The 15194-nt window shown below is 65.6% G+C and carries 16 protein-coding genes; 8 read left to right on the top strand and 8 right to left on the bottom strand.

The window, feature by feature from the left end:
• Positions 1-21 precede the first annotated feature (21 nt).
• The 3 genes from HWV23_RS13010 (at position 22) to HWV23_RS13000 (ending at position 3117) form a co-directional block, all read left to right on the top strand.
• A complete protein-coding gene (locus HWV23_RS13010) occupies positions 22-1242 on the top strand; it encodes a polymer-forming cytoskeletal protein (protein ID WP_425487430.1) in 1221 nt (406 codons plus the stop codon).
• A 63-nt stretch (positions 1243-1305) separates the two neighbouring features.
• A complete protein-coding gene (locus tag HWV23_RS13005) occupies positions 1306-1890 on the top strand; it encodes an HAD family hydrolase (RefSeq protein ID WP_178290826.1) in 585 nt (194 codons plus the stop codon).
• A 45-nt stretch (positions 1891-1935) separates the two neighbouring features.
• Positions 1936-3117 carry a redox-regulated ATPase YchF gene (locus HWV23_RS13000; RefSeq protein WP_178290825.1) on the top strand — a complete coding sequence of 394 codons (1182 nt, stop codon included), beginning with the start codon at positions 1936-1938 and terminating at the stop codon, positions 3115-3117.
• 49 nt (positions 3118-3166) lie between these two features.
• Here HWV23_RS13000 and HWV23_RS12995 read toward each other — a convergent pair whose 3' ends face one another.
• From HWV23_RS12995 to HWV23_RS12985, 3 genes are all read right to left on the bottom strand, one after another.
• Complete coding sequence (locus HWV23_RS12995) at positions 3167-3661, bottom strand: hypothetical protein (RefSeq protein ID WP_178290824.1); 495 nt, start codon at positions 3659-3661, stop codon at positions 3167-3169.
• A 73-nt stretch (positions 3662-3734) separates the two neighbouring features.
• A complete protein-coding gene (locus HWV23_RS12990; protein ID WP_178290823.1) occupies positions 3735-4583 on the bottom strand; it encodes a UbiA family prenyltransferase in 849 nt (282 codons plus the stop codon).
• A gap of 43 nt (positions 4584-4626) precedes the next feature.
• Positions 4627-4836, bottom strand: coding sequence for a hypothetical protein (locus tag HWV23_RS12985; RefSeq protein WP_178290822.1), 210 nt, complete (start codon positions 4834-4836; stop codon positions 4627-4629).
• Positions 4837-5070: 234 nt separating this feature from the next.
• On the opposite strand from HWV23_RS12985, the gene HWV23_RS12980 reads away from it, so the two are divergent.
• A complete protein-coding gene (locus tag HWV23_RS12980) occupies positions 5071-6078 on the top strand; it encodes a CPBP family intramembrane glutamic endopeptidase (protein WP_178290821.1) in 1008 nt (335 codons plus the stop codon).
• A 101-nt stretch (positions 6079-6179) separates the two neighbouring features.
• Here HWV23_RS12980 and HWV23_RS12975 read toward each other — a convergent pair whose 3' ends face one another.
• Positions 6180-7301, bottom strand: coding sequence for a pyridoxal phosphate-dependent aminotransferase (locus HWV23_RS12975; RefSeq protein ID WP_178290820.1), 1122 nt, complete (start codon positions 7299-7301; stop codon positions 6180-6182).
• 240 nt (positions 7302-7541) lie between these two features.
• Here HWV23_RS12975 and HWV23_RS12970 point away from each other — a divergent pair, with 240 nt between their 5' ends.
• Genes HWV23_RS12970 through HWV23_RS12960 form a run of 3 tightly spaced genes read left to right on the top strand, consistent with a single transcriptional unit; the run spans position 7542 to position 10135 of the window.
• On the top strand, positions 7542-8564 hold the full coding sequence (locus tag HWV23_RS12970) for an ABC transporter substrate-binding protein (protein WP_178290819.1): 1023 nt from the start codon (positions 7542-7544) through the stop codon (positions 8562-8564).
• 12 nt (positions 8565-8576) lie between these two features.
• Positions 8577-9377, top strand: a complete 801-nt coding sequence (locus HWV23_RS12965; RefSeq protein WP_178290818.1) for an ABC transporter permease — start codon at positions 8577-8579, stop codon at positions 9375-9377.
• Positions 9368-10135, top strand: coding sequence for an ABC transporter ATP-binding protein (locus HWV23_RS12960; protein WP_178290817.1), 768 nt, complete (start codon positions 9368-9370; stop codon positions 10133-10135). Before HWV23_RS12965 ends, HWV23_RS12960 begins: the two co-directional genes overlap by 10 nt.
• Here HWV23_RS12960 and HWV23_RS12955 read toward each other — a convergent pair.
• From HWV23_RS12955 to purH, 4 genes are all read right to left on the bottom strand, one after another.
• Positions 10132-10473 carry a DsrE family protein gene (locus HWV23_RS12955; RefSeq protein ID WP_178290816.1) on the bottom strand — a complete coding sequence of 114 codons (342 nt, stop codon included), beginning with the start codon at positions 10471-10473 and terminating at the stop codon, positions 10132-10134. The two genes, HWV23_RS12960 and HWV23_RS12955, sit on opposite strands and share 4 nt — an antisense overlap.
• Entirely contained in the window at positions 10466-10618 is a 153-nt protein-coding gene (locus HWV23_RS12950; protein WP_178290815.1) for a hypothetical protein, read from the bottom strand. Before HWV23_RS12950 ends, HWV23_RS12955 begins: the two co-directional genes overlap by 8 nt.
• A 59-nt stretch (positions 10619-10677) precedes the next feature.
• A complete protein-coding gene (locus tag HWV23_RS12945; RefSeq protein WP_178290814.1) occupies positions 10678-11661 on the bottom strand; it encodes a DUF7544 domain-containing protein in 984 nt (327 codons plus the stop codon).
• Between the two features lie 120 nt (positions 11662-11781).
• A complete protein-coding gene (purH, locus tag HWV23_RS12940; protein WP_178290813.1) occupies positions 11782-13353 on the bottom strand; it encodes a bifunctional phosphoribosylaminoimidazolecarboxamide formyltransferase/IMP cyclohydrolase in 1572 nt (523 codons plus the stop codon).
• A gap of 203 nt (positions 13354-13556) precedes the next feature.
• Between purH and HWV23_RS12935 the strand changes: the two genes are divergently transcribed.
• Complete coding sequence (locus HWV23_RS12935) at positions 13557-15128, top strand: acyl-CoA carboxylase subunit beta (protein WP_211693257.1); 1572 nt, start codon at positions 13557-13559, stop codon at positions 15126-15128.
• Positions 15129-15194 lie beyond the last annotated feature (66 nt).

Genomic DNA, 15194 nt, shown 5'->3' with positions numbered 1-15194 from the left:
CGTGTGCGTGTAGTCGCTCGAATGACAAATGTCTGCCGGCCGTCTGACGCCCGAGGAGGTTTTAATAGGAGCGCCACGCAGGTGTACACCGTGCTTGGGTCGGACCCCCTCGAGGAACTCGCGGTCCCGGACGGTACCCACGTCCAGGAACACGACCTGGTTACCGACGGGGACGTCCTCGTCGGCGGCCAGAGCGTCGTCGAGTTGGGCGTCCGCGGCGGCAACGTCGTCGCCGGCGAGCGCGTCCGCTTCGGCGGCGACATCGAGGCCGACGGCGACTGCCGCCTCGACATGTGGTGTGATGTCGAGGGCAACGTCCTGGTCGGTCAGGACGCCTACCTCGGCGAGCGGGTCCACATCACCGGCCAACTCATCGTTTCCGGGGACCTCGATATCGGCGACGACGTCGACATCGAGCAGGGCTTCGAGGCCAACGGCTGGATCGTCATCCGCAACCCCATGCCGACCATCGTCTTCCTGTTCGTCTACCTCTCGCATCTCCTCCGTATCGGCGAGGAGGAGGCCGCGGAGGACGTCGCCGAGGAGTTCCTCGCCTCCGACAACGACGCCGACCCCGTTCTCATCCCCCGTGGTGCCCGCATCGACGACGACGCGTGGCGCGTCTCAGAACCCGCGACCATCGGCGACGACTGCCGGATGCACGGCAACATCCGGGCGACCGAAATCGATGTCGGCAGCGAAACCGAAATCTTCGGCAGCCTCCGCGCCAAGGACGACATCAGCGTCGGGCCGAATACCGTCATCCACGGCGACGTGACGACGAAAGGAGGCAACGTGACCGTCGCCCCCGGCGCCCACGTCCGCGGCGATATCTCCTGTGAGGACTGCACCCTCTCGGAGGCCGCCGAGGTCGACGGCGCCATCCGCGCCCGCGGGGAGACGACCTTCACCAACGCGCCCGCGGATTTCGAAGCCGTCGAACCGGACTCCGACGCCGACGTGGAGGAGGCCGACGACGAGACGGCCACGGAACACGAACCCGAGGAGACGGCCGAACCGGAACCTGCCGTCGTCCTGCTCGGTGAGGGCGAACTCCCCGAACCGGAACCGGAGGCCGCCTTCGTCCGCCTCGGCGACGGCGAACTCGACGCCGACGCCGAACCCGCCGTCCGCCCCATCGAGGAAGCCGACTTCGAGTGGGACGTCGACGACGGCACCGACCCCGCCACGAACGGCGACGACGACCTCTCGGGCATCATCGCCGAGGCCGAAAAGCAGTAATGCCTTGATAGGGCGTCTCACGCCGGCGATTGATACATACCATAGCGCCGACAGCATCCGATAATGAACGCGATTTTCTTCGACCTCGACGGGACCCTGCTCCACACCCCGGATTTCGCGACCCTCCTGACCGAGACGTTCAACGAGGTACGCGGTGAGGCCCGCGACGAGTGGCTGGAGGAGTACAGCGAGTCGTTCTTCGACGCGTTCTGGAACTGCGAACCGAACCCGTACCGACGAGGATTCGACGCCTTCGGCGACGATGCCGAGGCGCTCGCGGAGACCCTCCAGCGGCGGGAAATCGAGAGCTGTTACCCGACCGAGGGCCTCGAAGGCGACCTCGACCGACTGGCCGAGGAGTACCGCCTCGGCGTGCTGACCAACGGCGTCCCCGAGGTCCAGCGCGCGAAACTCGACGCCAGCGGCCTCACCGGTGTCTTCGAGACGGTCGTCTCCTCCTACGAGGTCGGCGCCCACAAACCCGACGCCGAACCGTTTCGAACCGCCGAAAAGCGCCTGCCTGCCGACGGGTACGCGATGGTCGGCGACAGCGACCACGACGTGGAGGGTGCCGACGGCGTCGGATGGGCGGCCCACCGCTACGACGGCGGCGGGTTCGGCGACCTGCCCGAGGCTCTCGACTGGTAGTCGCGCAACCGAAAGGCAATTCGGCGCCCTCGCCCCAGAGTCGGTATGCTCTCGGTCGCGCTCGCCGGCAAGCCCAACGCCGGCAAATCGACGTTCTACAAGGCCGCCACGATGGCGGAGGTGGACGTGGGCAACTACCCCTTCACGACAATCGACCCGAACCGCGGGGTCAGCCACGTCCGCACCCGATGCCCCTGCCTCGACCGCGACGAGCGGTGCGGCAACGAGAACTGCCACGACGGCAAGCGCTACGTCCCCATCGAACTGCTGGACGTGGCCGGCCTCGTCCCCGGCGCCCACGAGGGGAAGGGCCTCGGCAACCAGTTCCTCGACGCGCTGTCGAACGCCGACGTCATCCTCAACGTCGTCGACGCCTCGGGCGGTACGAACGCGGAGGGCGAACCCGTCGAGGTCGGCAGTTACGACCCCGTTCAGGACATCGAGTTCATTCAGGAGGAGATGGACCTGTGGCTGGCGTCCATCATCGAAGGCAACTGGGAGGCCGTCGAGCGGCAGTCCCGCTCGCCGGAGTTCGACTTCGAGGAGGTCCTCACCGAGATGCTCACCGGCGTCGGCGCGACCGAATACGACGTGATGGCCGTCCTCCGGGAAATCGACTACACCTCCGACCCCTTCGAGTGGAGCGACGAGGACAAGGAGGAACTCGCCCGCCTCGTCCGCGAGCGCACCAAGCCAATCGTCGTCGTCGCCAACAAGGCAGATATCGCGCCCGAGGAGAACATCGAGCGCCTCGAAGAGGCCGCAGGCCACGTCATCCCCTGTACCGCCGAAGGCGAACTCGCCCTCCGCCAGGCCGTCGAGGCCGGCGTTGTCGACTACGACCCCGGCGACGAGGACTTCGAGATTACGGGCGATATCTCCGACTCGCAGGAGGAGGGCCTCAATCGCATCCGCGACGTGATGACCGAATGGGGCGGCACGGGCCTCCAGCAGTCGCTCAACGAAGCCATCTACGACCTGCTGGACCGCATCACGGTCTATCCCGTGCAGGACGGCTCGAAGTGGACCGACGGACAGGGCAACGTCCTGCCGGACGCCTTCCTGCTGCGCGAGGACGCCACGCCGAAGGACCTCGCCTTCGCCGTCCACTCCGATATCGGCGAGGGGTACCTCCACGCCGTCGACGCCCGCGAGAACCGCCGCATCGGCGAGGACCACGAACTCGACGAGGGCGACGTCATCAAAATCGTCTCGACGGCGAGCTAAGGATTACTCAGCCGTTTCCGAGACCGCTTGTGGGAGTCGAAGATCCGGGCTACGTCGACGGAGACGATTCGTCGCTCCCACTGTGTCGCCGGTATAAATCGAGTAGTATGTCGGAGAGGGCTGCGATGCCGGTGACCACGGCGCCGACGACGGCCGCGATAGCGAAGACGAAGAGCGCTGTCGCGTAGGTCATGCTCTCGGTGACCCCCGGGACGACCACGGGAATGCCGTACACCATCACGATGGCTATCAGGAGATACAGGACCACGACGGCGCCGCTGCGAACCCCCGCGCCCCGGTCAGCCAGCGGCCCGACGCGGAACCGCCCGGTTCCGGCCGGCAACGCGTAGCCGATTTGAGCGACGACCAGACCGGAAACGCCCGAAATCAGGGCGAAGATGTATGCCAGGCCCTCGACGAACCCGTCGCTTTCGGGCGGCGAAGGGGACGTCGAAGCGACGGCGTCGAGGCCGGCCGCGAACAGCCCAACCCCAACCAACAGCAGGAGGGCGCGAACTACCCAGAAGTATCGACGGAGGGACATACGTCTATCCGCGGACGGCGGCGGATTATTCTTCCGGCGAACATCTTCGAGGCACGGTCGGCCGCCGAGGGGGTCACCCAATCCACACCGCCGCGACCAGCACCGCGAGAAAGAGATACGAACCTCGAATCAGGAGTTTCGTCGCGAGGCCGTCGTCCTCGCCGGCCCGCCACGCGAAGGCGGCGACGGCGGCGAAGACGGCGGGGGCAAAGACGCTCGCTGGCGGGAAGGTCTCGAGGAAAGCGAGCGCGACGACCGCGGCCATCCCGGCGCCCATCAATCCGTAAGCAAAGCGGCGGGCCGTTTCACGACCCAACACGACCGCCACCGTTCGCTTGCCAATCGAGCGGTCGTACTCGTAGTCCGTCGCGTCGTCGATGGTCTTGATGCCCGCGAGGACGACGAAGAAGATGGCTGCGAAGGCGGCGACGGTCGCCGACAGCGCCTCGGCCTGCACGTAGTAACCACCGAGGAGGGCGAAGGCGATACCCGCGGGGTAGCCCGCCGTCGCACCGACGGGATTGAGGTCCAGTTGTGGCGCGTGCAGATAGCCGATAATCCAACCCGGCAGTGTGAGGAGGGCCGCCCACACGTTCACGAGCAGGCCGATAGCCACCATACAGGCAAAAAAGAGGGCCGTCGCACCCGCCAAGGCGGCCCGACAGCCGAGGGCGGTCAGCGGGTGGTCGTCGTCCTCGCCGCGCTGGTGGAAATCGACGTATCCGTCCTTGATGTGAGCGGTGTACAGCCCCGCGAAGGCGGCGACGAGATGGAGAGCGAGCAAGAGCACGTCGAGTCGGTCGGCCAACACTGCGCCGAAGGCCGACGCTGCGAGCGGCGGCAGCATGAACACCGGATGCACCTGCGATGCGAGTGCGCCCACGTCCGCCCGCAGCCCCGTGCCGTGGCGTGCGATTGCCATGTGTTATCAATGGCCGGGAGAACTATTATTCTACGGGCGACGGTCAATCGACGTTAGCCCTCAGCAGAAGTGCGATTCCCGTGACTGAGACGGATACTCCGAGGAGGATTAACCCGAGATATCCGATGGCTATCGACCCGATGTCCTGAATGGCGGAATGGTACTCGTCGGTCACATGCAGGAACAGTAACACGGTTCCTGTGAGACTAATCACGAGTCCGACCGCGTTCGTTACCAGCCCTAACTTCGCCATGCTATCACCCCACTCGCTTCGCTCGCCAAATAAAGGTGGGTACACGTTCCCGATTACATCGTGTCTCGCAGCTAGTATTTGCGCGACATAAACCGAGCCACGTCCGCTGTGCGGTGTCGTTCGCCCTGCTGACTGAATTCGCCGTGAGAACGCGCCCGCTCGTCCGTCGAGCCGTAACCCGACGTCGCTCGGAAGCGCCATGGCCTTTATTAACACGGGCTAGCGCCCACTACTATGCGAAAGCCCTCCATCCGAACAGTACTTCGTGACGAGAACCAGCGGTTACGGTGGCCGTTCCGCCTCGTCTGGAACGACACTGACCGACGGCCGCAACTCCTTATCCGCCTCACGCTGGCGTTCGCGTTGTTCATCGCGCTGGCAGGGGCAGGAAACCAGTTCCGGCCGACGCTTCTCTCCGGTGATACCCCGCTCGTCCGGACCATCAACATGCTCGGGCGACAACTCCCGAATGCGGTCGGCCTCGCTCTGGCAACCGTCATCGCTGCTCTCGTGATCGACCGGCGGCGTCTCACCGATTTCGGGTTACGAATCGACCAGGGCTGGTGGCATGGCATCGTCGGGGGGACCATACTCGGCGCGGGCATCACCCTTCTCTCGATTGTCATCGGGCTCCGTATGGGCTACTACGAGTTCGCAGGCACCGTACGGACCCATCGCCCCCTTGTTTGGCCCTTCCTCGCGGCCGGCGGCGCCGTGTTCCAACTGATATTCGTCGTCCCGGAGGAACTGTTCGTCCGCGGATATCTCATCACCAACGTAACCGAGGACCTCGATAGCGTTCAGCGGATTCCGCGATGGGTGGCTGTCGGTATCGGCATACTCGCGTCCTCAGGCGTGTTCTACCTGACACATGCCGCCGGAAAAGGGACGACCTACGGGGGGATGGCCGGTGGGATATCCATCTTGCTCGGCCTCGCGTACGTGTTCAGCGGTGATCTGTCCGTCCCCATCGGCATCCACTTCGGCTTCAACTTCGCCGGTGTATTGGCCGGCACGAACGTTCAACCGGCTAGCCTTCTCCGGCTAACGAGTAGCACGACCATCCAGGAGTCAATTGCGCTTCCTGTCGAGGCAGTTTTCGTCCGACTGGTCGGCGCCGTACTCGGAATCGGTCTGCTGGTCGCTTGGTACCACGCCGTACGTGGCCCACTCCGAGTCGCTCCAACCCTCCACTGTCCGACCCTCCGCTGGAAACCGACAGACGACACGCTGGATGAGTGAGTTGAAGACGGGCATCCAAAACGGTCGGTCGCCCGAGGACACAGCGGTTACCGCGAGAGGAGTAGATAACTGGCGAAAGCTCGCCCGACCGTATCGACTCGTTACTGGACGGCCTCGGTCGCCTCGCGCATGATTTCGAGTGCTTCCTTCAGCGTCTCGACGTCGGTCGCATAGGAGATGCGGGCGTGGCCCTCGCCGTTCTCGCCGAAGACCTCGCCGGGGACGACGACGACGCCGCGGTCGATGACCTCGTCGACCCAGCCGTCGGGCACGCGGGGCATCGCGTAGAAGGCCCCCTGCGGCGTCGGCACGTCCAGACCCATGTCCTGCAAGCCCTCCAGCAGGATGTCGCGGCGTTCCTCGAAGGCTTCCCGCATCTCCTTGGTGTGGTCCTGCGGTCCGTTCAGCGCGGCTTCGGCGGCGTATTGGGCCGGCGCGGAGGCGCAGGCCTGTGCGTACTGGTGGACTCTGAGCATCCGCTCGATACGCTCGTGGGAGCCGGTCACCCAGCCGAGGCGCCAGCCGGTCATCGAGTAGGCCTTCGAGCAGGCGTTGACGACGACGACGCTGTCCGTCTGGGCGAAATCCATCGGCGAGTAGTGCTCGCCGTCGAAGACGAACGGCTCGTAGACCTCATCGGAGATACACAGCACGTCGTACTCGTCGGCGATGCGGGCGAACTCCCGCATGTCTTCCTCGCTCTGGACGGCGCCCGTCGGGTTGGCGGGACTGTTGACGACGAAGGCGGCGGTGTCGTCGGTGATGGCCTCCTCGACGGCTTCCGGCGCCATCGTCAGGTCCTCGCGCAATTCGACAGGGTTGGGTTCGCCGCCGGCGAGGTGGGTCAGCGCCTCGTAGGAGACGAAGCCGGGGTCCGGATAGATGACCTCCTCGCCCGCATCGACGTGGGCCTCGATGGCGATATGGAGGGCTTCGCTGCCGCCCGCGGTGGCGATGACATCGTTGGGGTCGACGGAGAAGGCGTTGTCCCGGTCGTGTTTCGCCGCGATTGCCTCCCGGAGTTCCAGCGTGCCCTTGTTCGACGTGTAGGCGTCCGTGTCGCCGGCCTCGATGGCCTCGATGGCTGCCTGCCGAGCGTGCTCCGGCGTCGGGAAGTCGGGTTGGCCCAACCCGAGGTTGATGGCGTCCTCGCCGGCCGCCTCGAACACCTCGCGGATGCCGCTGATGGAAACCTGCTCGACGCGCGATGAGAACTGTGGCATAGCCAATCGGCGGGCCGCCGTCGCCATAATTCTGCCGTGTCCGGCCGAAACCACGCTATCGTCTGACACAGATAGCGGCTTATGTTTCCTCCATCAGTGACACCCACAGACCTGGTTGTAAACGTAAACCGCGGGATATGGGCCGTATCCGGCCGTAAACCCCACAGAGAACCGTTGTACCTCCGGGCCGAACTTACCGCCAACTGGCTTGGAATAAGGCCACACCGACTAACGACGGTAATGACGGAATTCACTCCCTCTCGACGCGCGTATCTCGGCGGTATCGGTGCCGCAGCGACCGCTGGCCTCGCCGGCTGTCTCGGCGGCGGCAACGGCGGTGGCAGCCTCGACGAACTAACCGTCGCGCACATGCCCATCTTCCCCGACCTGCAGTACTACGTGATGGAAGGCGAGGGCTACTTCGACGAAATCGACGCCAGCATCGACGGCCGGGAGTTCACCGACGGCCCCGCCATCATTCAGGCCTACGGCGGCGGCGACATCGACATCGCGATGTTCGGCATCGTCCCCGCGATGATCGTCATCGACCGCGGCCTGCCCGCGAAGGTGACCGCGACCAACATCAAGGAGCCGATGGGCATCATGGTCCACGAGGACCTGCAGGCGATGTGGGACGAACACGGCGCCGACGCCTTCGGCGTCTGGGAAGAGGAGAAAGGCGAGAAGTTCCAGTTCGGCACCTTCCCGCAGGGCTCGGTGCCCGACGTGCTCCTCCGGTACTGGCTCTCCGATAAAGTCGGCGTCGACCCCGAGTCGGCCGTCGAAATCACCGAAATCGGCGGCGCGAACGCCGTCTTCCAGGCCATCGTCAACGACGAAATCAACGGCACCTCCATCATGGAACCGGTGCCGACCCGCGTGTCGAGTACCGACTCGCCGGTGAGCATGTTCCGAACCGCCGCCGAAATCATGCCCGGGCAGCCCGCCGCCGTCACGCTCATGAGCGACGAGGTCCGCGACTCCGACCTCGCGACCCAGTTCCTCGAACAGCACGTCCGGGCGACCGACTTCATCAACGAGAACCCCGACACGACGGCCGACATCGTCGAAAGCGGCATCGGCATGGACCGCGACCTCGCCCGACAGGCCCTCGACAGCCCGCTCTCGAACTTCGTGACTGACCCCGCCGAAATCGAGAACGGGACGGAAATCTTCGCCGAGTTCGCCTACGACAACGGCCAGATCGACCAGCAACTGACGCTCGACGACATCTTCGATTACAGCGTCTACGAGAACCTCTAAGGAGCAAGGAAGATGGCAACCGAAACCGACGTTGGGCTCGACGACGAACCCGTCGAGTCCTTCATAGAGGACCTGGACCCCCAGCGGGCGCTTCTCGGTATCGCCGGCATCACCGGCTTCGTCGCGCTGTGGTGGGTGGCGTCGCTGTTCCAACCCGCCTACATCCTGCCGTCGCCGCTGGCGGTCGCCGAAACGTTCTACGCGGAGGCCGCAAGCGGCGAGATGCTGACGGCCATTCAGCAAAGCATCCTCCATTGGATTCCGGGCGTCGTCGCGGGCACGGTCCTCGGCATCGCCGCCGGCGTCGGCCTGGCGTGGAGCCCCATCGCCGACGACGTCTCCGCGCCGCTGGTCCGCCTGCTCCGGCCCGTCCCGCCGCTGGCGCTCATCGGCTTCGCCATCGCGTGGTTCGGCATCAACCACGCCGGCGCCGCCTTCATCATCGCCGTCGGCGGCTTCTGGATCAACTTCTATGCCGCCTACGGCGGCGTCGAGGGCGTCTCCGACGACCTGCTGGACGTCGCCCGGAGCCTCGGCGTCGATGGCGACCTCGAACTCCTGCGGTCGGTCGTCGTGCCCGCTGCGTCCCCCGAAATCCTGACCGGTGCCCGGACCGGCATCGGCCGCTGTTGGATGCTCGTTGTCGCCTCCGAAATATTCGGCGTCCCCGGCATCGGCCGGCGCATCCTCCGGGCCTCGAACAACCTGCAGGTCGACGCAGTCATCGCCTACATCCTCGTGTTGAGCCTCATGTTCCTGCTGGTCGACGTGGCCTTCCGGGCCGTCCAACGGAGGGTGCTCGTATGGCGCTGAACGACCCCTCGCTGGACGCCCGCGTCCGGGTCGATGGCGTCTCCAAGCAGTACTCCGGCCAGAACGGGCCGGTGCAGGCCCTGAAGAACGTCTCCTTCGACGTCGAGGACGGCGAGTTCGTCTGTATCGTCGGCCCCTCCGGGTGTGGGAAGACGACCCTGTTCCGCATCATCGCGGGACTGGAATCGGCCACCGATGGCGAGGTGTATCTGAGCGGCGAGCGGGTCGACGAACCCACACCGAACATGGGCGTCGTCTTCCAGGAGTACCACCTCTTCCCGTGGCGGACCGTTCGCGGCAACGTCGCCTTCGGCCTCGAAAAACAGGGAACACCGAAGGCCGAGCGCCGCGAGCGCGTCGCCCACCTCGTCGACCTCGTCGGCCTCGAAGGCTTCTCCGAGAGCTACCCGAAGGAACTCTCCGGCGGCATGAAACAACGGGTCGCCATCGCCCGCGCGCTGGCGGCCGACCCCGAACTCCTGCTCATGGACGAACCGTTCGGCGCCGTCGACGCCCAGACCCGCGAGATGCTCCAGAACGAACTGCTCGACATCTGGCAGGAGACGGAGAAAACGGTGCTTTTCGTCACCCACGATGTCGAGGAGGCGGTCAAACTCGCCGACCGCATCGTCGTGATGGCCAAAGAGCCGGGGCGCATCCTCGAAACCGTCGAGGTCGACCTGCCGCGGCCGCGCACTCGTTCGGACGCCGAGTTCGGCGAATACTACGAGCGCGTTCTCGACCTCATCCGGAGTTAGGGCCTGATATAGGCGTAGCCGTCGTTCTGTTTTCGCGTCAGTTCGGCCATCGCCGAGGAGACGATGCGGACCCCATCGAGGAGGTCCGCTACCGCGTAGTCGGTCCCTTCCAGCGTGTTCTGACAGACGCAGAGTTCGACGCCGGCATCGAGCAACTGCCGAGCCTGCTCGGCGGCTGGCGCGTCGGTCAGGACGTGCTCGATGCCGCCGCCGTTGACGACGACCGCGACCGTCGAATCGACGGTAGTGTCGGCGAGCAGATTGGCGGCGTTCCGGAAGACGCGCTTGCCGTAGGACTCATCGCCCTCCGGCAGATGGAAGACGGTCTTTTCAGTCATCCTCGTGGGTCTCCCGCAGGTCCTCGATGTGCCGTTTCAGGCGCCGCAGCGTCGCGTCCGCGTCGGCGTACCCCTGGTCGTACTCGTCGTATGCGGTGTCGGCCTTCTGTAGGAACGCGTCAACGGCATCGTCGGTGTCAGTCATAGCGGGAAAATCGACCGGAGCCCTGATAAGGCCAGCGAGGACCCCGGCCGCGGCGTCCGTCAGTCCCGAATCGCCTCGCGCTGGTCGGGGATGATGTCGAACTCGGCTTCGATATCCCCGAGCACGAGCAGGGCGTAGTAACGGAGATAGGCCACGATTGGCACCTGCACGAGCGCCCAGACGACCAACATGACGACGGCGAAAATCACGGCGAGGACGGCTATCAGGGCCGTTCCGGCCGACGAAAACGAGAGGGCCAGGTAGACGAGCACGCCGACGATAGCGAAGGGGATGAGGAGAACGATGGCGGCGATTCCGACGGCCATCGAGGCGATGAGGCCGACCACGAACGTGAGGACGGCCCCGATGAGCGCGAAGGCCCCGTACTGCTTCCACTCGCGCTTGATGGAGGGCCAGAGTCGACGCCAGCCGGCCAGCACGCCCGAGTCGTTCTGTATCATCAGCGGGACGACGAAGAGGGTCGTAAAGCTGTAGACGGCACCGACGACGACGCCGACGACGAGCAGGACCGGAAGGCCGAGCAGGAAGACGCCGGCCGAAATCTCGGGGAGCTGGACGGACATCAGGAGGGGTGCGAAGAACAGCGCCACCCAGCCCAAAAACAGGGCGAGTACGGGCAGACCGATGAGAACCCGGAAGCCGAACAGCCGGAGCCCCTGTCGCCATCGGTCGCTCCAGTATCGGCGGAGTCGGACCTCGTCGGTGCGAATCGATTCGACGAAGACGAACTCCATGATGGCGCCGATGATACCGAACACCAGCGCGAAGGCGACGGCGACCGCTGCGACGACGGCGAGAATCGTGACGAAGTCGGCCGGAAGCGTGGCGGGGAGTTCGCCGCCACCGTTGGGGTCGGGCGTACTACCGGAGCCGCCGAACTGTCCCGACGGGGCGTTCAGGCCGCCGCCGATAAACAGGGCGACGACGGCGAGTTTCAACCAGCGACGCAACTCGAACGGAAAGAGGAACTCGCGCGTCGCGTCTATCGCATCACCGACGTTCTGGGCGGCATGGAGGGCCATATCGTCGCGTTCGACGAGCGGCCTGATAAAACATCAGCGTAAAAGTAGCCATGATGACAGGGCGCTTCGGCGGGTTTTAAAAGTGGGGTCGGCCTACGAGTGCCGGCTGAGACGGACGGCTTAGTGCTGGAACGCGCGATTGCCGGTGAAGGCCATCGCGATGTCGTGTTCGTTGCAGGCCTCGATGACGTCCTCGTCGTTGACGGAGCCGCCGGGCTGGATGACGGCCTCGATGCCGGCCTCGGCGGCCTCCTCGATGCCGTCCGGGAACGGGAAGAAGGCGTCAGAGGCCATGACAGCCCCCTCGGCATCCTTGCCTTCGGCGTGCTCGTCGGCCTTCATCGCGGCGAGGCGGACGGCATCGACCCGGGAGACCTGTCCCATGCCGACGCCGACCGTCTCGGTGCCCTTCGCGAAGAGGATGGCGTTGGATTTGACGTGTTTGATAGTCTGCCAGGCGAAGAGCATCGTCTCGACCTGCTCGTCGGTGGGTTCGCGGTCGGTGACGAACTCCAGGTCGTCGGCGGTGAGTTTCTGGAGGTCCCGCTCCTGGACGAGGCGGCCGCCGACGAGGTCCTTCTCGACGAGCGTCTCGGTGATTTCGTCGAGGTCGCCCACGTCGAGGACCCGGAGGTTGTCCTTCTCGAAGAGGACGTCGAGGGCGGCCTCGGTGTATCCGGGCGCGACGACGACTTCCTTGAACGAATCGGTAATCTGCTCGGCAGTGGCGGCGTCGCACTCCCGATTGAGGGCGACGATGCCGCCGAAGGCGCTCATCGGGTCCGTCGACAGCGCGTTCTCGTAGGCGGTCGCGAGGTCGTCGGCCGTCGCACAGCCGGCGGGATTGGTGTGCTTGATAACGGCGGCGGCGGGTTCGTCGAACTCCTTGATGAGGCTCAAGGCGCCGTCGGCGTCGTTGTAGTTGTTGTACGACAGCGCTTTCGCGCCCTCGTTGAGTTGGTCGGCGGCGACGACGCTGGCCTCCTCGGCGGAGCCATCGACGTAGACAGCGGCGTCCTGATGGGGGTTCTCCCCGTAGCGGAGTTCGCGGCCGCGGTCCTCGCCGACGAAGCGGCGGGCGGGGAACTGGCCGCCGTCGTCGCCCTCGACGGCAACGTCGCCGTCCTCGATGGTGACTGCGTCCTCGGCGAACCACTTGACTGCGCGCGGGTAGGCGGTGAACTCCGCCTCGTGGAGCACGCGCTCTTTCAAATCAGCGGCGTCGTCGCCGTCGTAGACGGGGACCGGCTCCTGCGTGACGATGGGGCCGCCATCGACGGTCTCGTCGACGATGTGGACGGTACAGCCGGTGACGGAGACGCCGGCCTCCAGTACCTGCTCGTGGGCGTCCATGCCCGGGAAGGAGGGAAGCAGGGACGGATGGACGTTGAGCGTCGTCGGCGCCTGGTCGAGGAACTCCTCTGTCAGGATGCGCATGTAGCCGTCCAGACAGACGAGGTCGACGTCGTAGCCTTCGAGGCGCTGGAGGATTCGCCGTTCGTGTTCCGCCCGTGATTCCTCGTCGGACTTCTCGACGACTTCGGTCGGGATGCCGCGCTCGGCAGCGTCTTCCAACACGGGTGCGCCCTCCTCGTTGGAGAGGATGACGGAAAACTCCGCGCCGCCCGGTGCGGCGTCCGCGAGATGCAGCAGGTTCCGGCCGCGGTTCGAGGCCATACCGGCGAGTTTCATATCGAAGAGGCGCCCCGCCGCGGGCAAAGTAGTTGCGGTTGTAGGCTGTATCCTATGCACATTCATGCTTAAATATGGTTTTAAAACCGATACTTCTCGTTCTAGTATGCACGTACGTGCTTAAACAAGCAGTCTTAACGTACCCTACTCGTACCACGCCCTCGACAAACAATGTTAACACCAAGCGGGCCAAGCGTCGCCACATGACAGATGAGAGCATGGCGGACCTCATCGAGAAGGTCCGGCAGGCGAAACGCGCCGTCGAGGACGCAGGCCGGCCCGAGGCCGTCGAGAAACAGCACGCACAGGACAAACTCACCGCCCGCGAGCGGGTCGACTACCTCTGTGAGGACTTCGACGAAATCGGGCAACTCGCCGCACCCGCGCCGACGACGCCCGAAACCGCCGACTGGGAACGGGAGGACGCCCCGGCAGACGGCGTGATTGCTGGCGTGGGGGACGTCGACGGACGACCGGTCGCCGTCGCCGCCACCGACTTCACCGTCAAGGGTGGCTCCATCGGCCACACGGGCGGCGCCAAGATGCGGCGCGTCATGGAGTTGGCCCTCGAACGCGGCTTTCCCCTAATCCTCCTGCACGACGGCGGCGGCCACCGGATTCAGGAGGGTCTCGACGCCCGCCCGACCGCGCAGGGCGACGGCGGCATCTTCCGCACGCAGACGAAACTCTCGGGGTGGGTGCCCATCGTCTCGGCGATGATGGGCCCCGGCTTCGCCGCGCCGACCAATTTCTCGGCGATGGCCGATTTCGTGCCGATGGTCGACGGCTCCACGCTCGGCGTCGCTGGCCCGTCACTCGTGAAAGCCGCGTTGGGCGTCGACCTCTCGAAGGAGGAGTTAGGTGGCGTCGACGTCCAGACCGCCGAGACGGGCATGGCCGACCGCGCCTTCCCGGACGACGAGGCCTGTCTCGACGGCATCCGCGAGTTCCTCTCGTATCTGCCGCGGAACGCCCGCCGCGAGCCTCCCGCGGTCGACGCGGCGCCGCCCTCCGAAGCCACCCGGACGGACCTCGAAGACGTGATGCCCGCCGACCCGAAGAAGGGCTACGACATCGGGGCCATCATCGAGGGCGTCACCGACGAGGACAGTTTCTTCGAACTCAAACCCGACTTCGCCCGCAACATCGTCACCGGCTTCGCCCGCATCGACGGCAACCCCGTCGGCGTCATCGCGAACAACCCCCGAGCGATGGCGGGGACCATCGACGCCGACGCCTCGATTGCCTCCGCCCGGTTCGCCTCCCTCTGCGACGCTTTCGACCTCCCCATCCTCACGCTGGAGGACGTCCCCGGCATCCTCCCCGGCCCCGACTCCGAGACGGACGGCGTCGCCCGCGCGGCCGGCAAACTCCCCTACGAACTCAACCGGGCGACGGTGCCCATCCTCAACGTCGTCCTCCGGCGCGGCTACGGCTTCGGCCACGTTGCCATGGGCGGCGGCGAATCGGTCCAGAACGTCCTCACCGCCGTTTGGCCGACCGCCGAGGTGGCCGCGATGGGTATCGAGGGTGCCGTCGACGTGGTCCATGGCCGGGAGATCGAGGCCGCCGAGGACCCCGAGGCCAAGCGCGCGGAACTGGTCGAGTTCTACAAGGACCGCACCGACGCCATCCGCGCCGTCGAGGGCGTCGGCATGGACGCCGTCATCGAACCCGCCGACACCTACGGCTGGATTCGCCGCGCGCTGGACCGCTACGACGAACCGCGCGAGGAGGACTGGCCGCCGAAGAAACACAGTATCAACCCGTGGTGACAACACACGTTCGTGCATAGAACTGCCAACTAATCCCCGAGTATCGACACCCTTTTTCAACACCTC

This window comes from Natronomonas halophila (assembly GCF_013391085.1).
GTDB classification, from domain to species: domain Archaea; phylum Halobacteriota; class Halobacteria; order Halobacteriales; family Haloarculaceae; genus Natronomonas; species Natronomonas halophila.
This window is presented reverse-complemented; position numbering and strand designations above follow the sequence as displayed.